Annotated in this window: 16 protein-coding genes; 12 read left to right on the top strand and 4 right to left on the bottom strand. The window is 69.6% G+C overall.

The window, feature by feature from the left end:
* Window position 1 precedes the first annotated feature (1 nt).
* On the bottom strand, window positions 2-1,483 hold the full coding sequence (locus tag SK803_RS35470; RefSeq protein ID WP_319970562.1) for a sensor histidine kinase: 1,482 nt from the start codon (window positions 1,481-1,483) through the stop codon (window positions 2-4).
* Window positions 1,480-2,970: a sensor histidine kinase gene (locus SK803_RS35465; RefSeq protein WP_319970561.1), complete on the bottom strand. Its 1,491-nt coding sequence runs from the start codon at window positions 2,968-2,970 to the stop codon at window positions 1,480-1,482. Before SK803_RS35465 ends, SK803_RS35470 begins: the two co-directional genes overlap by 4 nt.
* Window positions 2,971-3,085: 115 nt before the next feature.
* On the opposite strand from SK803_RS35465, the gene argC reads away from it, so the two are divergent.
* From argC to SK803_RS35420, 9 genes are read left to right on the top strand one after another with little or no spacing between them, the layout of a single operon-like run.
* Window positions 3,086-4,099 carry an N-acetyl-gamma-glutamyl-phosphate reductase gene (argC, locus tag SK803_RS35460; protein WP_319970560.1) on the top strand — a complete coding sequence of 338 codons (1,014 nt, stop codon included), beginning with the start codon at window positions 3,086-3,088 and terminating at the stop codon, window positions 4,097-4,099.
* Window positions 4,096-5,268 carry a bifunctional glutamate N-acetyltransferase/amino-acid acetyltransferase ArgJ gene (gene argJ / locus SK803_RS35455; RefSeq protein ID WP_319970559.1) on the top strand — a complete coding sequence of 391 codons (1,173 nt, stop codon included), beginning with the start codon at window positions 4,096-4,098 and terminating at the stop codon, window positions 5,266-5,268. The genes argC and argJ overlap by 4 nt, the downstream gene beginning before the upstream one ends.
* Window positions 5,265-6,137 carry an acetylglutamate kinase gene (gene argB / locus SK803_RS35450; RefSeq protein ID WP_319970558.1) on the top strand — a complete coding sequence of 291 codons (873 nt, stop codon included), beginning with the start codon at window positions 5,265-5,267 and terminating at the stop codon, window positions 6,135-6,137. Before argJ ends, argB begins: the two co-directional genes overlap by 4 nt.
* 20 nt (window positions 6,138-6,157) lie before the next feature.
* The gene (locus tag SK803_RS35445; RefSeq protein ID WP_319970557.1) at window positions 6,158-7,291 is read left to right on the top strand and encodes an acetylornithine transaminase; all 1,134 of its coding nucleotides are present in this window, start codon (window positions 6,158-6,160) and stop codon (window positions 7,289-7,291) included.
* Window positions 7,288-8,220, top strand: a complete 933-nt coding sequence (argF, locus tag SK803_RS35440; protein ID WP_319970556.1) for an ornithine carbamoyltransferase — start codon at window positions 7,288-7,290, stop codon at window positions 8,218-8,220. Before SK803_RS35445 ends, argF begins: the two co-directional genes overlap by 4 nt.
* Window positions 8,217-8,702 carry an arginine repressor gene (locus tag SK803_RS35435; protein ID WP_030474027.1) on the top strand — a complete coding sequence of 162 codons (486 nt, stop codon included), beginning with the start codon at window positions 8,217-8,219 and terminating at the stop codon, window positions 8,700-8,702. The genes argF and SK803_RS35435 overlap by 4 nt, the downstream gene beginning before the upstream one ends.
* Complete coding sequence (locus SK803_RS46645; protein ID WP_406601630.1) at window positions 8,695-8,961, top strand: argininosuccinate synthase; 267 nt, start codon at window positions 8,695-8,697, stop codon at window positions 8,959-8,961. The genes SK803_RS35435 and SK803_RS46645 overlap by 8 nt, the downstream gene beginning before the upstream one ends.
* Before the next feature lie 28 nt (window positions 8,962-8,989).
* A complete protein-coding gene (gene argH, locus SK803_RS35425; protein ID WP_319970555.1) occupies window positions 8,990-10,381 on the top strand; it encodes an argininosuccinate lyase in 1,392 nt (463 codons plus the stop codon).
* On the top strand, window positions 10,371-10,973 hold the full coding sequence (locus SK803_RS35420) for a DNA-3-methyladenine glycosylase (RefSeq protein ID WP_319970554.1): 603 nt from the start codon (window positions 10,371-10,373) through the stop codon (window positions 10,971-10,973). Before argH ends, SK803_RS35420 begins: the two co-directional genes overlap by 11 nt.
* Here SK803_RS35420 and SK803_RS35415 read toward each other — a convergent pair.
* Both SK803_RS35415 and SK803_RS35410 read right to left on the bottom strand, forming a co-directional pair.
* Window positions 10,965-12,005, bottom strand: coding sequence for a toll/interleukin-1 receptor domain-containing protein (locus SK803_RS35415; RefSeq protein WP_319970553.1), 1,041 nt, complete (start codon window positions 12,003-12,005; stop codon window positions 10,965-10,967). The two genes, SK803_RS35420 and SK803_RS35415, sit on opposite strands and share 9 nt — an antisense overlap.
* 10 nt (window positions 12,006-12,015) lie before the next feature.
* Window positions 12,016-12,465 (bottom strand): hypothetical protein, encoded by a 450-nt coding sequence (locus tag SK803_RS35410; protein WP_319970552.1) that lies wholly within the window; start codon window positions 12,463-12,465, stop codon window positions 12,016-12,018.
* A gap of 124 nt (window positions 12,466-12,589) precedes the next feature.
* Here SK803_RS35410 and SK803_RS35405 point away from each other — a divergent pair, with 124 nt between their 5' ends.
* The 3 genes from SK803_RS35405 (at window position 12,590) to tyrS (ending at window position 18,284) form a co-directional block, all read left to right on the top strand.
* On the top strand, window positions 12,590-13,807 hold the full coding sequence (locus SK803_RS35405; protein WP_319970551.1) for a calcium-binding protein: 1,218 nt from the start codon (window positions 12,590-12,592) through the stop codon (window positions 13,805-13,807).
* 63 nt (window positions 13,808-13,870) lie between these two features.
* The gene (locus SK803_RS35400) at window positions 13,871-16,966 is read left to right on the top strand and encodes an AfsR/SARP family transcriptional regulator (protein WP_319970550.1); all 3,096 of its coding nucleotides are present in this window, start codon (window positions 13,871-13,873) and stop codon (window positions 16,964-16,966) included.
* 43 nt (window positions 16,967-17,009) lie between these two features.
* Window positions 17,010-18,284, top strand: a complete 1,275-nt coding sequence (tyrS, locus tag SK803_RS35395) for a tyrosine--tRNA ligase (RefSeq protein WP_319970549.1) — start codon at window positions 17,010-17,012, stop codon at window positions 18,282-18,284.
* Window positions 18,285-18,719 lie beyond the last annotated feature (435 nt).

The raw sequence follows: 18,719 nt of genomic DNA, 5'->3' as shown, positions 1-18,719 counted from the left end.
ACTACGGGCCTTCCTGCTCCTTGGTGTGGAGCTTGCCGTCACGGAAGCACAGCTTGTAGTGCAGCTCCGTGTTGTGCGAGGTCTGGAATCGCGAGCACCCGTCCACCCCGAGCTGCCCGACGCCGAACTGGTCCAGCACCTCTTCCTCTGGCGTGACACCGACCTTCAACGAGTCGAAGTACGGCGCGTTCATCTGCGTCGGGTTGAACAACGCGAACAGCAGCAGCACGATCAGCGCCCCGGCGATCGGCAGCAACGCCAGCAGACCGAGGCACCCGCCGCCCAGCACGCGCGGCACGGTCAGCACCTCGGCCGCGAGCGGTGGCGGTACCTCGGCGACCTCGGTGACGGTCTGGTCGGACTGCGCGGCCGGGTGCAACGGCACGTCCGCGGCCACCCGGAAGCCGCCCTCGGCCGGTGGACCCGCGCTGAACGAGCCGCCGAGCAGTCCGACGCGTTCCTCCAGGCCGATCAGGCCTCGCCGGGTGCCCTTGCCCGGCACCGCGGAGGCCGGTCCGTTGACCACCTGGATGCGTGCGCGGCCGCCCTGCACCGCGATCTGCACTCGCGTTCGGGCGGACGCGGCGTGTTTGTGCACGTTGGTCAACGCCTCGCGGACCACCCGGTGCACGGCGCGGCGGGTGCGGGGGTCGGCGCCGTGCAGGTCGTCGCCGGACCAGTCGAGCGAGACGGAGATCCCGGCGTCCACCGAGCTCGCGACCAGCGCGGCGATGTCGGATCTGGTGCCGGTGTCCTCGTCCAGCGTCTCCGGCTCGGGGTTCGTCCGCAGCACGCCGAGGATCTCGCGCAGCTCGGCCATCGCGAGCGACGACGTGGTGCGGATCAGCTCGGCCTGTTCGTGCAGCTGCGGCGCGCGGGAAGCGGTCGCGAGCTCCAGCGCCCCGGCGTGGATGGAGATCAGGCTGAGCCGGTGGCCGAGCATGTCGTGCATCTCGCCCGCGATGTGCGCTCGTTCCTCGGAACGGGCCGACGCGGCGGTCAACGCCCGTGCGCGCTCCAGGTACTCGTTGCGCTCCTGCAGCAACCGGACCATCGGCCTGCGGCGGCCGAGCAGCATGCCGGACGTGGCGGGGACGAGCACGAAGAACACCGAACCGACCACCGCACCCAGCAGCGCCTCGTCCCACGGCAGGGTCTGGTAGCTGACCTGCAGCAGGCTGAACGCGCTCTGCAGCACCATCGTCGCGCCCAGCAGCGCCCACAGCCGGCCCAGCCGGGGGACGCGCCGGCACGCGGCGAAGATGACGAACGCCGTGGTGGCGTGCGCCCAGAGGTTGTTGACCGCGAAGAGCGGTCCGGTGAGCAGCAGCGCCCACTCCGGTTTGCGCGGCGCGAGCCAGACGAGCCCCGCGATCCACAGCGCCGTCGCGACGGTCAGCGCCGAGTGGGGGACCGGGGCCAGCGGCGCGATCAGCGGCACCAGGCCGACCAGGAACGCGAGCACCGGCCAGACGAACCTCATCGGGCCAGCTCCTTCTTGCTGATCAGCACGCTGTCGCGGTCGAAGCACAACTCGAAGTCGCGGTCGGCCGAGTCGCGCACGGGGTAGCGGAAGCACCCGGTGTGGTCCGACCGCACGCCGAAACCGTGGGTCTCGGTGACGTCCTCCTCGTGCGCGACGGACACCTGGAACGCGTCGAACTCCTCCCTGCTCATCTCGGCACGGCTGAAGATCGCGACGACGAGCAGGACGAACGCCGTGCCGAGCGCGGGGATCACGGAGAGCGTGGCGAGGCAGCCGCTGCCGACCACCCGCGGCACGGTCAGGACCTCGGCGGTGATCGGCGGTGGCGCCTCCGCCACGGCACCCGCCGCACCCGTTTCCTCCTGCACCACCGGGCGCAACGGCAGGTCGGCCGCCACCCGGAACCCACCGGCGAGCGGTCCGGCGGCGAACGACCCGCCGATCAGGTCGACGCGTTCCTCCAGTCCGATCAACCCGCGACGCGTGCCGCCACCCCGAGGCTCCGCGCTGGCACCGTTGACCACCTCGACGAGCACCCGGTCGGTCACCAACACCGAGACTCGTGTTCGTGCTGACGGCGCATGCTTGTGCACGTTCGTGAGTGCCTCACGCACGACCCGATGCACAGCTCTGCGCAACCGTGCGTCGGCATCGGCCAAGTCGGGGCCGGACCAGCCGAGATAGACGGACACGCCCGCAGCACTAGACGCTGCCACGAGCCGTTCGACGTCCGCGCGCGTGCCGGCGTCCTCGTCCGCATCGGCTGATGTCCCGAGCACGCCGAGGATCTCGTGCAGCTCCTCCATCGCGACGGCGGACGTCTTGCGGATCAGCTCGACCTGTTCACGCAGCTCAGGGGCTTCTTCGGCAGCAGACCGCTCCAACGCCCCCGCGTGCACCGTGAGCTGCCGGAGCCGGTGGCTGAGCATGTCGTGCATCTCGCTCGCGATGTGCGCGCGAGTGGCGGACCTCGCGGTGTTCGCGGTCAACAGCCGTGCGTGTTCCAGGTAGTCGTTGCGCTCCATCAGCACCTGCGTCAACGGCTTGCGCCGCCCCACAAGTGCACCGGACACGGCCGGGAACACCAGCAGGAACACGACCGTGAACGCCGTACCGAGCAGGTATTCCGTCAGGCCGTCGCCCGCCCGCCACGCGTGCAGCGCGCCGAAGCCGGCCTGGAGCACCGCCGTGGCGCTCACCAACGCCCACAGCTGCCACGGCGAACGAACGGACCGGGCCGACCGGAAGATCACGAGCGAAGTGGGTGCGATCGCGAGCAGGTTGTTCACCGCGTGCAGGGGAGTGGTGAGCAGAATCGCCCACCGCGGCCAGCGCGCGCTGATCGGCACGAGCGCGGCCGCCCACGCGGACGACGCCACGATCAGCACCGGCTCGACGGGCCTGCCAAGCGGTGCCAGCAGCGTCACCAGCGCCAACAGGAAGGCGCCTGCCGCCCACAGCCCGTCGCGCAGACTCACTTTCACGCTGATCATCATGGTCGACCCGCCCGGACCGGCCCAGCGCCAGGTGGCCCCGATCGGGTGGCCGGGTGGCCATAGTCAGTTGAGTGAGTTTGCACGACCGTGCATAATCATGCGCATGACAGTGAGGATCGCGGTCGCGGGCGCCAGCGGGTACGCGGGTGGCGAACTGCTCCGCCTGCTACTGGCTCATCCGGACATCGAGATCGGCGCCCTGACGGCGCACAGCAGCGCCGGCGACTTGCTGCTCAAGCACCAGCCGCACCTCCTGCCGCTCGCGGACCGCCGGCTCCAAGACACCACAGTCGAGACCCTCAAGGGGCACGACGTGGTGTTCCTCGCACTTCCCCACGGTCACTCAGCCGAGCTGGCCGGGCAACTCGGCGACGACACCGTGGTGATCGACTGCGGTGCCGACCACCGGCTGACCAGCGCGGACGACTGGGCGCGGTGGTACGGCGGCGAGCACGCGGGCACCTGGCCGTACGGGCTGCCGGAGCTTCCCAACCAGCGGGACAGGCTCGTCGGAGCGCGCCGCGTGGCCGTTCCGGGCTGCTACCCGACGGTCTCGTCGCTGGCGCTCGCGCCGGCCGTGGACCTCATCGAGGACGAGGTCGTCATCGTCGCCGTGTCGGGCACCAGTGGTGCCGGCAAGTCGCTGAAGCCGAACCTGCTCGGGTCCGAGGTCATGGGCTCGGCCAGCGCGTACGGCGTCGGTGGCGCGCACCGGCACACGCCGGAGATCACCCAGAACCTGAGCGCCGCGGCGGGCCGTCCGATCAAGGTCAGCTTCACGCCGGTGCTCGCACCGATGTCGCGCGGCATTCTCGCCACCTGTACTGCGCAGCTCAGGGACGGCGCAAACGTTCGCGAGGCCTACGAGAAGGCGTACGCGGACGAGCCGTTCGTACACCTGCTGCCCGAAGGATTCTGGCCGACGACGAACGCCGTTCTCGGGTCGAACGCCGTCCAGCTGCAAGTCACCGTCGACGAGGACCTGGGCAGGCTCGTGGTCGTGGCCGCCGTCGACAACCTGGCCAAGGGCACCGCGGGTGCCGCTGTCCAGTGCATGAACCTCGCTCTCGGACTGCCGGAAACGACCGGCCTCTCGACCGTTGGAGTCGCTCCGTGAACCGCAACAAGGGCGTCACCGGACCCCAGGGCTTCCGTGCCGCCGGGATCGCCGCCGGAATCAAGGAATCCGGCGCTCTCGACCTCACGCTCGTCGTGAACGACGGGCCGACCGACGCCGCCGCGGGTGTCTTCACCACGAACAAGGTGAAGGCCGCGCCGGTGTTGTGGTCGCAGCAGGTGATCCAGTCCCGACGCCTCACCGCGGTCGTGCTCAACTCCGGCGGCGCCAACGCGTGCACCGGTCCCGAGGGCTTCCAGGACACCCACGCCACCGCGGAGAAGGTCGCCGAGGTGCTCGGCACCGGCGCCGTCGACGTCGCGGTCTGCTCGACCGGCCTGATCGGCGAGCGCCTCCCGATGGACAAGGTGCTGACCGGCGTCGAGAACGTCGTGAAGGCGCTGGACTCCTCGGTCGAGGCCGGTCTCAACGCCGCCACCGGTGTCATGACCACGGACAGCCGCCCCAAGCAGTCGTGGAAGGCCTCCGAGCAGGGCTGGTCCGTCGGCGGGTTCGTGAAGGGCGCTGGCATGCTCGCCCCGAACATGGCCACGATGCTGTCGGTCATCACCACCGACGCCAAGATCTCCGGCGACTCGCTGGACAAGGCACTGCGCCTCGCCACGGGTCGTACGTTCGACCGGCTCGACGTCGACGGTGGCACGTCCACCAACGACACCGTGCTGGTGCTGGCTTCGGGTGCTTCGGGTGTCGAGCCCTCGTTCGAGGACTTCGTGGCTCTGCTGACCGAGGTCTCCGCCGACCTGGTCAAGCAGCTCCAGGGCGACGCCGAGGGTGTGACGAAGGAAATCAGCATCACCGTCAAGCAGGCCGCCACCGAGGCCGAGGCCGTCCACGTCGGACGGACCGTCGCCGAGGACAACCTGGTCAAGACCGCACTCTTCGGCAGCGACCCGAACTGGGGCCGCATCGCGATGGCGCTCGGCCGCGCGGACGCCGAGATCGACCCGGACGTGCTGCAGATCCTGATCAACGGCGTTTCGCTGTACCGCAACGGAACGCGCGACCGCGACCGTTCGGAAGCCGACCTTTCGGGCCGCGACATCGAGATCGTCATCGACCTCAACGTCGGTGACGCCGAAGCCACCGTGCTCACCACGGACCTGTCCCACGACTACGTCGAAGAGAACAGCGCTTACTCCTCATGAACGCACAAGAAAAAGCGGCAGTCCTCGTCGAAGCGCTGCCGTGGCTGGAGCGTTTCCGCAGCGCGCTCGTGGTCGTGAAGTACGGCGGCAACGCCATGGTCGACGACGAGCTGAAGAAGGCGTTCGCCGAGGACATGGTGTTCCTGCGGCTGTGCGGCCTGCGCCCGGTCGTCGTGCACGGCGGCGGTCCGCAGATCAAGTCGATGCTGGACAGGCTCGGCATCCACAGCGAGTTCCGCGGCGGCCTGCGCGTCACGACCCCGGAAGCCATGGACGTCGTGCGGATGGTGCTGGTCGGCCAGGTCGGGCGTGAGCTCGTCGGCCTGATCAACCAGCACGGTCCCTACGCGGTGGGTATTTCCGGTGAGGACGCGCACCTGTTCACGGCCACGCGCCGTGGTGCGATCGTGGACGGCGAAGAGGTCGACATCGGTCTCGTCGGTGACATCACGGAAGTCAACCCGGACGCGGTGCTCGACATCGTGCGTGCGGGCCGCATTCCGGTCGTGTCGTCGGTCGCGCCGGACATCCACGGTGTGCCGCACAACGTGAACGCGGACACGGCCGCCGGCGCTCTCGCGGTCGCGTTGGGAGCGGAGAAGCTGGTCGTGCTGACCGACGTCGAGGGGCTCTACGCGAACTGGCCGGACAAGTCGTCGCTGTTGAACCAGATCCGGGCCTCCGAGCTGGAGAAGATCCTGCCGGACCTGGAAAGCGGCATGGTGCCGAAGATGGAGGCCTGCCTGCGCGCGGTGCGCGGCGGGGTCCCGCAGGCGCACGTGATCGACGGCCGGCTGGCGCACAGCGTGTTGCTCGAAGTCTTCACCACTGAAGGTGTCGGAACGATGGTCTTGGGGGACGGCAAGTGACCTCGCGGTGGCAACAGTCCATGATGGACAATTACGGCACACCTTCGCTGACACTGGAACGCGGCGAGGGCGCGCACGTCTGGGACGCGGACGGAAACCGTTACGTCGACCTGCTGACCGGCCTCGCCGTCAACGCTCTCGGCCACGCCCACCCGGCGATCGTCGAAGCGGTGTCCACCCAGATCGCGAAGCTCGGCCACACCGGCAACCTGTACGTCAACGAGCCCGCGCTGAAGCTCGCCGAACGCCTGCTGGACCTGGCGGGCGAACCGGGCAAGGTCTTCTTCTGCAACTCCGGCGCCGAGGCGAACGAGGCGGCGCTGAAGATGGCGCGCCTCACCGGCCGCACCAAGATCGTCTCCACGATCGGAGGGTTCCACGGCCGCACGATGGGCGCGCTGACGCTCACCGGGCAGGAGCCGAAGCGCGCGCCGTTCGAACCGCTCGTGCCGGGCGTCTCGCACATCCCGTTCGGTGACGTGGCGGCGTTGGAAGCGGCGATCGACGACGACACGGCGGCGTTCATCGTCGAACCGATCCAGGGCGAGCAGGGCGTCATGGTGCCGCCCGCCGGTTACCTCCAGGAGGTCCGCCGGATCACCTCCGAGCACGGCGCGCTGTTCATCCTCGACGAGGTGCAGACCGGCGTCGGCAGGCTCGGCACGTGGTTCGCGTTCCAGCAGGCCGGGATCGTGCCGGACGTCATGACGCTGGCCAAGGGCATCGGCGGCGGCCTGCCGCTGGGCGTGACGATCGGGTTCGGCGCGGCGGCGGAGCTGTTCAAGCCCGGCCACCACGGCACCACCTACGGCGGCAACCCGGTGTGCTGCGCCGCCGGTCTCGCGGTGCTCGACACGATCGCCTCGGAAGGCCTGCTGGAGCACGCCTCGTCCGTGGGCAAGGAGATCGCCGCGGGCGTGGAGGCGTTGCACCACCCCGCCATCTCCGGAGTGCGGGGAGCCGGTCTGCTGCTCGGCATCACGCTGCGCGAGGCGGTCTCGGCGAAGGCCGCGGCGGCCGCGCAGAAGGCCGGTTACCTGATCAACCCGATCCAGCCGGACGTGCTGCGGCTCGCCCCGCCGCTCGTGCTGGAGGAGTCCGACGCGCAGGCCTTCGTCGCCGCGCTCCCCACTTTCTTCGAGGAGACGCCGTGAGCCCGAGGCACTTCCTGCGCGACGACGACCTGACGCCGGCCGAGCAGTCCGCCGTGCTCGACCTGGCCGACGAGTACAAGGCCGACCGGTTCACCGCGAAGCCGTTGGCGGGCCCCAAGTCCGTCGCGGTGATCTTCGAGAAGAACTCCACCCGCACGCGGTTGTCGTTCGAGGTCGGCATCGCGCAGCTCGGTGGCAACCCGGTGATCATCGACGGTCGTTCGATGCAGCTGGGTCGCGAGGAGACCATCGAGGACACCTCGCGCATCCTGTCCGGCTACGTCGACGCGGTGGTGTGGCGGACGTTCGCGCAGGCGCGCATGGAGGCGATGGCTTCCGTGTCGCGCATTCCCGTGGTCAACGCGCTGACCGACGAGTTCCACCCGTGCCAGGTGCTCGCGGACCTGCAGACGATCCGCCGCCGTTACGGCAAGCTGGCCGGTCTCACGTTGACGTACCTGGGCGACGGCGCCAACAACATGGCGCACTCGCTGCTGCTGGGTGGCGCCACGGCCGGTATGCACGTTCGCATCGGTGCACCGGCTTCGTTCGTACCGAACCCGCAGTTCCTCGAAGACGCCAAGAAGCGCGCCGCGGAGACCGGTGGTTCGGTCGCGTTGATCAACGACCCGCGGGCGTCGGTCGACGGGTCGGACGTGCTGGTCACCGACACGTGGACGTCGATGGGCCAGGAGAACGACGGCAAGGACCGCGTCGGCCCGTTCCGGCCGTACCAGGTCAACGCCGATCTGCTGGCCGCGACCGGCAAGCCCGACTCGACCGTGCTGCACTGCCTGCCCGCGCACCGCGGTTGGGAGATCACCGACGAGGTGCTCGACGGCCCGCAGTCGCTCGTGTGGCAGGAAGCCGAAAACCGCCTGCACGCGCAGAAGGCGTTGCTCGTGTGGTTGCTGGAGCAGTCGTCATGACCCGCACCGCCCGTCAGGGCCGCATCGTCGAGATGGTGTCCCAGCGCGCCGTCCGCAGCCAGTCCGAACTCGCGAAACTGCTTGCGGCGGAAGGCATCGACGTCACCCAGGCCACGTTGTCACGCGACCTCGACGAGCTGGGCGCGGTCAAGCTGCGCGGCCCTGACGGCGGTGCGCCGGTCTACGTGATCCCGGAGGACGGCAGCCCGGTGCGTGGCGTCCAGGGCGGCACCACTCGGCTCGTGCGTGTACTTGGCGAGCTGCTGGTGTCGACCGACTTCTCGGGCAACCTCGCGGTGCTGCGGACCCCGCCGGGCGCCGCGCAGTTCCTCGCCTCCGCTTTGGACCGCGCCGCGTTGCACGAGGTCGTCGGCACGATCGCGGGTGACGACACGATCCTGGTCGTGGCCCGCGAGCCGATGACCGGCGCCGAGCTCGCCGACCGGATCACCGCGCTGGCCTCGGGTTCCGTCGATGAATGAGCCCGTGCACGCCGTTCTGACGTTCGACGCGGGCGTGCCGGTGGCGGTGGACGGCGAGACCGTCTCCGTCGCCGAGGCCGTCCGCGAGCTCAACTTCCGTGCCGGTGTCGTGAGGTCCAGTCTGGGATCCGTCGCGGTGCGGGTCGCACGAATGGCACTGACCTCGGGTTCCGGTGAGGTCGACGTCGCGCTGTACGAGGGGCGCGTGGTCGGGCTGGTGGCCCGTTCGGAAGAATCGCTGTACGACTTCGCTAGCTGAAAGTTCGCCAAATGAAAGTTGCGCTTCGATGAGTTCTTTGTGGGGTGGCCGGTTCGAGTCGGGGCCGGCCGAGGCGATGGCCCGCCTGTCGCTGTCGACGCACTTCGACTGGCGGCTGGCGCCGTATGACATCGCCGGTTCGCGCGCACACGCCCGTGTGCTGCACGCGGCGGGTCTGCTCACGGACGACGAGCTCGCCGGCATGCAGAAGGCGCTGGACGAGCTGCTGGCCGACGTCGAGTCCGGTGCCTTCACCCCGGTGCTCGAGGACGAGGACGTCCACACGGCGTTGGAGCGCGGCCTGATCGACCGCGCGGGCACCGAGCTGGGCGGCAAGCTGCGCGCCGGCCGTTCCCGCAACGACCAGGTCGCCACGCTGTTCCGCATGTGGCTGCGCGACGGTGCCCGCCGCGTCGCCGCCGGCGTGCTGGACGTCGTGGACGCGCTGGCCGCGCAGTCCGAGTCGAACTTCGGTGCGGTCATGCCGGGCCGCACGCACCTGCAGTCCGCACAGCCCGTGCTGCTGTCCCACCACCTGCTGGCACACGCGCACGCGCTGCTGCGTGACGTCGACCGCCTGCACGACTGGGACAAGCGCGCCGCGTTCTCCCCGTACGGCTCGGGCGCCCTGGCGGGTTCCTCGCTCGGCCTCGACCCGGCGAAGGTGGCCGCTGACCTGGGCTTCTACGCGCCGGTCGAGAACTCCATCGACGGCACCGCGTCCCGCGACTTCGCCGCCGAGATCGCGTTCGTGCTGGCGATGATCAGCGTGAACCTCTCGCGCATCGCGGAAGAGGTCATCATCTGGACCACCGCCGAGTTCCGCTTCGCGGTGCTGGACGACGCGTGGTCCACCGGCAGCTCGATCATGCCGCAGAAGAAGAACCCGGACGTCGCCGAACTCGCGCGCGGCAAGTCCGGCCGCCTGATCGGCAACCTCGCCGGCCTGCTCGCGACGTTGAAGGCCCAGCCGCTGGCCTACAACCGCGACCTGCAGGAGGACAAGGAACCGCTGTTCGACTCGGTCGAGCAGCTCGAAGTGTTGCTGCCCGCCTTCGCCGGCATGGTCGCGACTCTTCGCTTCGACGTCGAACGCATGGCGTCACTGGCTCCGGCCGGTTTCACCCTCGCCACGGACATCGCGGAATGGCTTGTGCGCCAAGGAGTTCCGTTCCGCGTGGCACACGAGGCCGCCGGGTCCTGCGTCCGCGCCGCCGAGTCCCGCGGCGTCGGCCTGGAAGACCTGACCGACGACGAGTTCGCCGCGATCTCTCCTGCCCTGACCCCGGAGGTGCGCTCGGTGCTGACCGTCGAGGGCTCCATCGCCTCGCGCAACGCCCACGGCGGCACCGCCCCCGAACGCGTCCGCGAACAGCTCGACGCACTCGTGGCGAAGGCTGCCTCCGCACGTGAGTTCTAGGCTGCTGACCAGGGAGGAGCTGGCCATCGACCCGGTCGATGCCGCCCAGCTCCTCCTCGGGTCCTACCTGGAGGCGGGCGACGTGCGGGTGCGCATCGTCGAGGTGGAGGCGTACCGGGGCGGCGACGACCCGGCCTCCCACTGCTACCGCGGCATGACCCCGCGCAACGAGGTGATGTTCGGCCCGGCCGGCTTCCTGTACGTCTACTTCGTCTACGGCATGCACTTCTGCGCCAACGTGGTCTCGCTGACCGACGGCGTGCCCGGCGCGGTTTTGTTGCGAGCCGGCGAGGTCGTGTCCGGTGAGGACGTCGCCTTCTCTCGACGGCCGGCCTCGCGTTCTGCCGCCGAACTGGCGAAAGGACCCGCACGGCTGTGCAAGGTCCTGGGGTTGGACCGCACTCAGAACGGCGTTGACCTGACGTCCGCCGACTCGCCGGTGCGGTTGTACGCGGGGGAGCCGGCGACTGCGGTTCGTTCCGGCCCGCGCGTTGGTGTCGCCGTTGCGATGGATGTGCCGTGGCGGTTCTGGATCGACTCTCCGGCCGTGTCGACCTACAAGAGAGGCGGCAAGCGCCGCACGTCAGCGTGAGAGCTTGTCCAACGCTGCCTTGAACTTCCGCTCCAGCTCCGGATCCACCTCGAACACCAGCGGCACGGTCATGTTGATCTGCTCACCGGCGGTCAGCCGTTCGACCAGCGTGTCCGCCACCAGGCGCAGGTCCTGCGCCACCGCGTGCATCGCCCGTAGCTGCTGGTCAGCGAACTGCGCCTGAATCCGGGCCGCGACCCGTGCGGGGTCCTGCGCGTAGCTGGTCCCGTGGATCCCCCGCGCCCACTCGAGGATCTCGTCGAACGTCCGCACGAACAGCTCGCCCAGATGCACGATCCGGTCGGGGTCGCCCGGCACGCCCGGCTGGCCGAACGCGGCCTCCTGGGTGTCCGCCGTGAAGACCGTGTCGACCGCGACCTTGATGATCTCGCTCAGCATCACGTTGCGGTCCCGGATCAGGGTGATCCCGTTGCCGTGCTCGACGGCCCCGTTGCGCGGCGCGTACCGGAGGAAGTGCTCCCAGTACTTCGACTCCAGCTCGGCAAGCCCTTGCGACACAACGGTCACGTAGAGCAGGTACTCCCAGCCGCGCGGCTTCTCCCGCACGAGCGCGGCCACTGACTGGGGTGTGATCGGCGTAGTGGCCGTGAAGTCCGCACGGTGTTGCGCGAGCTTCTGCACGACGGCCTGTGCGATCACGTCCGGTTCGTGAACGCGCAGGTCCAGATAGCCGATGGTCGACGGAAGACCAGGTATCTCGGTGTCGTCGATGCGGATCGGCAGCACGTACTCGGTGTGCTGCTCCAACGCGCGTGCGAGTGCAGCGCGCCGTTGGAGCCGTGCCCACTTGTCCACGTAGTGCTGTGAGCCGAAGAGGAGGACGTACCTCGCGCGTCGGCTGTACGCCTGAGAGAAGTACTCCACCAGGTCGAGGCCCCACATCTCGACCTGGCGTTCCTTGTCGTAGAAGACCTCGACGTCCAGGTCCTTCAGGCGTTGGACGATCGGGAACACCAACGCCTGGTCCTCTTCGGCGCAGGACAGGGCGACGTCGAACTCGTACTCGGCCACCCCGCCATTCTTACGGCCTGACGGTCCTGCGGTACCAGGCGCGCCGGTAGTCGACCGGCAATGCCAGGCGGGTGATCAGGTTGGTCAGCAACGCGCCGATGATCAACCACAGCGCCGCGGCCAGGCCCTCGTTGAACAGGACCGCCACGGACTGGTTGTCCGGCGTGAAGAGACCGTCCAGGCCGAGGGTGATCCCGCTCGCCCAGCCAGCGATGAACTGGAAGAACCCGTTGCCGGCGTTCGCGCCTGCGACCACCAGGAAGATGTGCACCAACAGCACGATGGCGAACGTCCAGCACACGATGTCGATCACCGCGCAGACGGTCCGCACCGTCCGCACCTTGCTGTAGTCGTCGCGTTCGACGACACGCTCCTCCGCGACCGGCTCGTTCACGCGCTCGTTCACGCGCGGCATGTGCTCGGTGGGCCGGCGCAGCTCCGCATCACGTGGGTCCGTCATGGTGACGGCGTACCCGCCGCGGTACCAGGTCGAAACCCGTTCTCCCAGCGGATACCCAGAAGTTGCCCATCCCGCTCGGGCAGCGTCCGCCCCACGCACTTGATGGCAAGGGGAGGAACATTCGATGCGAAAGGCACTCCTGGTGGCCGCCGGGCTCGCCGGCGCGCTGCTGATCCCGGTGGCGCCCGCTCACGCGGCGCTGACCTGCAACGGGTTGACGGTGACCAGATCCGGTGACGACAACAACAACTCGATCATCGGGACCGAGGGCAACGACGTCATCTTCGCTGGTGGGGGCAACGACACCGTCCTGGGGCTGGGTGGCAACGACACCGTGTGCCTCGGCGCGGGGAACGACCGCTTCGAGGGTGGCGCCGGCAACGACACGATGGTCTCCGACGTGGCCGCGGACGGCGCGGACACGTTCATCGGGAGCCCCAACAATCCGTTCAACGGTGTCGACACCGCCCTCTACAGCGGCAGGACCACGCCGGTCACCGTCACCCTCGACGGCAACGCCAACGACGGCGCGGCGAACGAGCGCGACAACATCGCCTCCGACGTCACGCGGGTCGTGGGCGGCTCGGGCAACGACGTGATCGACCTGAGCGCGGGCCTCGGCCAGACGACCGTGGACGGCGGCCCTGGCAACGACACGCTCGCCGCGAACACCAACCTCGCGGGCGGCGCCGGAGACGACACCCTCAGACTGGTCGTCGGCGGCAGCGGGTCGTTGTTCGGCGGCGATGGCAACGACCGGGTCTTCGGCGGCCCGTTCAGCGACAACATCAGCGGTGGCAACGGCAATGATCGGTTGTCCGGCGGCGACGGCAACGACGCGCTCTTCGGCGGCGAGGGCGACGACCTCATCACCGGTGAGGCGGGCCCTGACTTCCTCTTCGGTGAGGCGGGGAACGACGAGCTGATCGGCGGGCTCGGCAACGACGGCGCGATCGGTGGGGACGGCAACGACAGCTCCGGCGCACTGGTCTCCCTCGACGGTGCCGACACCTTCGACGGTGGCGCGGGCATCGACACGGCGAACTACAGCGCACGCCAGTTCGGTGCCGGCCGGACGATGACGGTGAGCCTGGACAGCGTCGCCAACGACGGCGAACCGGGTGAGGGCGACAACAACCGGACCGACGTCGAGAACGTCAACGGCGCGATCGGGCCGAACGTCATCACCGGCAACAGCAGCGCGAACGTGCTGCGTGGAGGGCAGTCGGCGGACGTCATCCGGGCTGTCGACGGGATCTCCGGCAACGACACGGTCATCGGCGGATTCGGCGGCGACGTCTGCTTCGTCGACCTCGCTGACATCGAGGACTGCGAGTTCTGACGTATCGCGGCACGGCGCGGCGGGTCTTCACTGGGTGTTCTCCAAACCCAGTGGAGGTCCGCCGTGCCCGTCGAGTTCAGAATCCTCGGACCGCTGGAGGTGCTGTCCGACGGCCTGCCGGTCGCGTTGGGCGGGCCGCAGCAACGGGGACTGCTCGCGTTGCTGCTGCTCGACGCGAACCGGGTGGTGTCGAGGGACCGGCTGGTGACAGACCTGTGGGGAGACGCGCCACCGGCCAACGCGCGGGGTCTGCTGCACGGCTGCGTCGCAGGGCTGCGGCGGGTGTTGCCCGCCGGTCGGCTGGTGACCCGATCGCCCGGCTACCTGCTGCGGGTCGGCGCGGGTGAGCTGGACGCCGACCGGTTCGAGGAACTCACCGACGACGACTCGCCGCGGACGGCGCTCGAACTGTGGCGCGGACCCGCGTTGCACGACATCGCCCTCGACTCCTGCCGGCCGGCCGCGGTCAGGCTCGACGAACGGCGGCTCGCGGTGCTGGAACGCCGCGTCGACCTCGATCTGCGGCTCGGGCGGTTCGCCGATCTCGCCGCCGAACTCACCGTGCTGGTGCGGGAACACCCGTTGCGCGAACGGTTGTGGGCGCAGCTGATGCTCGCGCTGTACGGCGCGGGCAGGCAGAGCGAAGCGCTCGCCGCGTTCCGGCGGCTGCGGGCCACGCTGGTCGAAGAACTCGGGATCGAACCGAGCTCCGTGCCGCGGCAGGTGGAACAGGCCGTGCTCGCGGGCGGCGACGCGCTCGGTGCCTACTGGGGCCGGTCTGCCGATCCCGTACCGGAGGCCACGGCTCCCGCGCAGCTGCCCGCGGCGATCTCGGCGTTCACCGGACGGGCGGGCGATCTGGACCGGCTCGACGCACTTCTCGGTGGCACAACGGAATCGATGGCCATCGCGGTGATCGCCGGAGTGCCGGGAGTCGGCAAGACCACGCTCGCCGTGCATTGGGCGCACCGCGTGCGCGACCGGTTCGGCGGCGGCCAGCTGTACGTGAACCTGCGTGGCCACGCGCCGGCTTCACCGATGTCGCCGATCGAGGCGTTGTCCGGGTTCCTGTCGGCGTTGGGAGTGCCGGCCGGGCAGATTCCACTGGACCTCGATCGCGCCGCCGATCTCTACCGGACCCTGCTCGCCGACCGGCGGATGCTGGTGCTGCTCGACGACGCGCGCGACGTCGAGCAGGTACGTCCGCTGCTTCCCGGCGGTCCAGCCGCCGCGGTGGTCGTGACCAGCAGATACGGCCTCGGTGGCCTGATCGCCCGCGACGGAGCGGCCCACCTCCCCCTCGGTCTGCTCACCCCGCAGGAGGCGCACGCGTTGCTCGTCAGGACGTTGGGCGTCGCGCGCGCCCAGGCCGACCCCGACGCGACGGCGGAGCTCGCCCGGCTGTGCGGGTTCCTGCCGCTCGCACTGCGGATCGCGGCAGCCAACCTGACCCTGCGTCCCGAACGGACGGTCTCGGACCACGTCGCCGAACTCGCGGCGGACGACCGGCTCGACCTGCTCTCGGTCGTCGGCGACGACGAGACGGCCGTGCGGGTCGCGTTCGACCACTCCTTCGCCGCCCTGCCCGCGGCGGCCGCCAGGTTGTTCCGGCTGCTCGGCCTCGTCCCTGGACCTGACTTCGGCGTCTCGGCCGCGACCGCGTTGATCGGCTCCGACGCCGGACCGGTGCTGGCCCTGCTCGCCGACGCGCACCTGCTGCTCCGACCGGCGCCTGGCCGCTACGCGTTCCACGACCTGCTCCGGCTGTACGCGGCCGAGCGGGAGGAGAACGACGCGGAGCGGTCGGAGGCCACCGGCCGGCTGCTCGACTGGTACCTCGCAGGCGTCGAGGCAGGCGCCAGAACTCTCTTCCCGCAACGCGTCCGGCTGCCGATTCCGGTTGCGGCAGAAGGCTTTGGCGCTTCGGCGGAAGCACTGGCGTGGCTCGACGCCGAGCTGCCGAACCTCGTCGCCGCCGCCCGGCTCGCAGCCGAACAGGGACCGGCGCGGGCCGCCTGGCTGCTGGCCGACTCGCTGCGCGGCTACTGCTGGCTGCGGATGTGCACGGTCGAATGGCTGGCGATCGCCACGGCAGGACTCACCGCCGCCACCTCCGCCGGTGATCTGGCCGGCCTGGCCGCGGCGGAACTCAGCCTCGCTGACCTGAACCGCCTGCACGGCCGCTACCGGGTGGCCATCGAGCACTACACCAGAGCTGTCGAGCAGGCGCGGTCCGGAGGATGGCTCGACGGAGCGAACATCGCGCTGAGCAACCTCGGCACCGCGTACTTCTGGCTGGGCGAACTGCCTGCGGCCGCCGAGCACTACCGGCAGAGCCTCGACGTGGCGATCCGGACCGGACGCCTGGTGGGAGAGGCGAACGCACTCGGCAACCTCGGCCTCGTCCACGAGCTGCAGGGCGAGCTCGAACGCGCCGTCGAGCACCACACGCGCGCGCTCGAGCTGCACCGCCGGCTTGGATCCCGCACCAACGAGGCGGTGAACCTCGCGAACCTCGGCGAGACCTACCACCTGCTCGGCCGGTTCGACACCGCGCACGACCACGTAGCCCTGGCGTTGGCGCTGCATCGCGAGATCGGCGACCGCGGCGCGGAGGCCGAGTCCTTGCGCGTCCTCGCCGAGATCTGGCTGGACCAGGGCGAACACGACCGCGCGCTGGACCGCGCCGTCGAGGCGGCAGCGCTGGCCGCCGAGACCGGCCACCTTCCAGTGCGGACCAACGCGCTCAACACCCTCGGCGGGGTACGGCTGCGCCTCGGTCAGGCCGCCGCCGCACGCGCCGACCACGAGCACGCGCTGCGGCTCGCACGTGACGCGAACACCGGCTATGCCGAGGTCGTCGCCCTCACCGGCCTCGCCGCCTGCCACCTCAGGCTCGGCGGGCACGACCACGCCCGGATCCTGGCCGAACACGCACTCGCCGAGGCCGACCGGGTCGGCTTCCGCATCGTCGCGGCCGATGCGCTCACCGTGCTGCTCGACATCCACCTCACCAACGGCGACCTGCCCCAGGCCCTCGCCTGTGGCGAACGAGCGCTCGCGTTGCACCGGTCCACCGGCCACCGCCGAGGTGAGGCGCGCACCGCGCTGCTGCTCGATCGAGCACGCCTGGCCGACGCCCGCGTCCAGCTCGGGTAGGCAGGTCGAAACCGGTTTGGGCAGGTGGGGGAGAATCAGCGTCGTGAGCGAGCACATCCTTGACGAACTTTCCTGGCGCGGCCTGATCGCGACGTCCACCGACCTCGACGCACTCCGGAAGGACCTGGACGCCGGCCCGCTCACGCTCTATTGCGGTTTCGACCCGACGGCGCCGTCGTTGCACGCCGGCAACCTGGTCCCGCTGTTGATGCTCAAGCGCTTCCAGATGGCGGGGCACCGGCCGATCGTCCTGGCGGGCGGCGCGACGGGCATGATCGGCGACCCGCGCGACACCGGTGAGCGCACGCTGAACTCGCTGGACACCGTCGCCGAGTGGGCCGACCGGATCCGCGGCCAGCTGGAGCGGTTCGTCGACTTCGACTCGTCGCCCACGGGCGCGGTCGTCGAGAACAACCTGAACTGGACCGGCCAGATCAGCGCGCTGGAGTTCCTGCGTGACGTCGGCAAGCACTTCTCGATCAACGTCATGCTGTCGCGGGAGACGGTGAAGCGCCGCCTCGAGGGCGATGGCATGTCGTACACCGAGTTCAGCTACCTGCTGCTGCAGTCGAACGACTACCTGGAGCTGCACCGCAAGTACGGCACCGCGCTGCAGATCGGCGGCTCGGACCAGTGGGGCAACATCGTCGGCGGGGTGGACCTGATCCGCCGCGTCGAGGGCAAGCACGTGCACGCGCTGACCGCGCCGCTGGTCACCGACGCCGAGGGCAGGAAGTTCGGCAAGTCCACCGGTGGCGGCAACGTGTGGCTCGACCCGGAGCTGACGTCGCCGTACGCCTGGTACCAGTACTTCGTGAACGTCGGTGACGCCGACGTCCTCCGCTACCTGCGCCTGTTCACGTTCCTCACGCGTGAGGAACTGGACCAGCTGGAGAAGGAGACCGCGGAGAAGCCGCACCTGCGTTCCGCGCAGAAGCGTCTCGCGCAGGAGTTCACCGACCTGGTGCACGGGGAGCGCGCGACGCAGCAGGTCATCCTGGCGTCATCGGCGCTGTTCGGCCGCGGCGAGCTGCGTGACCTCGACGCTTCCGTGCTGGAAGCGGCACTGGCCGAAGCGCCCAAGGGACAGGTGCGGCTTGCCGACGAGCCCACGATCGTCGACCTGCTGATCGCGTCGGGCCTGGCCGAGAGCCGGGGTGCCGCACGGCGGACGGTGAACGAGGGCGGGGCCTACGTGAACAACGCGAAGGTGACCGACGAGGAGTGGAAGCCGGCCGTCTCGGACCTGCTGCACGGCAAGTGGCTGGTGCTCCGACGCGGCAAGCGCAACAACGCAGGCGTGCAGGTAGAGCTCTGACCTGCACGTTCGGTGCCTCGGAGGCCGTCGATCCCACTGCGGATCGGCGGCCTCCGATCTTTCTCGGTGTGACGGCGGCCACAGTGTGCACGGCTATGGCGCTGCGATAGCTTGTTCGTGGGTCCTGTACGGGGCTGCTGACCTGCGATTTCTTAATCGCAGGTGGCTGGGTTGCCCCCGATTTGACCCTGAGTTGGCGTGCGTGTAACTTTCTCTCTGTCAGCGCGGAACGGGCCGGGAACACCGGAACGGAGTGCGGCGGGGGTCACGAACCAAGCTTCCACGGACTGTGGTAGAGTGGGTGACCGCGAAACGATGAAGACCCAGCCGGTAGCTCTTCTGAGCTCAGAGGCCAAGGGCGTCGAAGTTTCAAACACAAGCTTATGTACGACACAGCCTCGGATCGGGTCGCCATGCGGCGGGTCGTGATGATGA

Source organism: Lentzea miocenica (assembly GCF_033949945.1).
In the GTDB taxonomy this organism is placed as follows: domain Bacteria; phylum Actinomycetota; class Actinomycetes; order Mycobacteriales; family Pseudonocardiaceae; genus Lentzea; species Lentzea miocenica.
Note: the sequence above shows the minus strand (reverse complement) of the source record. Positions and strands in the feature narration are given on the sequence as shown.

Excerpts from the sequence above, each read along its gene's own strand:
- SK803_RS35470 (WP_319970562.1), bottom strand. The coding sequence starts at position 1,483 with ATGAGGTTCGTCTGGCCGGTGCTCGCGTTCCTGGTCGGCCTGGTGCCG.
- argC (WP_319970560.1), top strand. The coding sequence starts at position 3,086 with ATGACAGTGAGGATCGCGGTCGCGGGCGCCAGCGGGTACGCGGGTGGC.
- argB (WP_319970558.1), top strand. The coding sequence starts at position 5,265 with ATGAACGCACAAGAAAAAGCGGCAGTCCTCGTCGAAGCGCTGCCGTGG.
- SK803_RS35445 (WP_319970557.1), top strand. The coding sequence starts at position 6,158 with ATGATGGACAATTACGGCACACCTTCGCTGACACTGGAACGCGGCGAG.
- SK803_RS35435 (WP_030474027.1), top strand. The coding sequence starts at position 8,217 with ATGACCCGCACCGCCCGTCAGGGCCGCATCGTCGAGATGGTGTCCCAG.
- SK803_RS46645 (WP_406601630.1), top strand. The coding sequence starts at position 8,695 with ATGAATGAGCCCGTGCACGCCGTTCTGACGTTCGACGCGGGCGTGCCG.
- argH (WP_319970555.1), top strand. The coding sequence starts at position 8,990 with ATGAGTTCTTTGTGGGGTGGCCGGTTCGAGTCGGGGCCGGCCGAGGCG.
- SK803_RS35410 (WP_319970552.1), bottom strand. The coding sequence starts at position 12,465 with ATGACGGACCCACGTGATGCGGAGCTGCGCCGGCCCACCGAGCACATG.
- SK803_RS35405 (WP_319970551.1), top strand. The coding sequence starts at position 12,590 with ATGCGAAAGGCACTCCTGGTGGCCGCCGGGCTCGCCGGCGCGCTGCTG.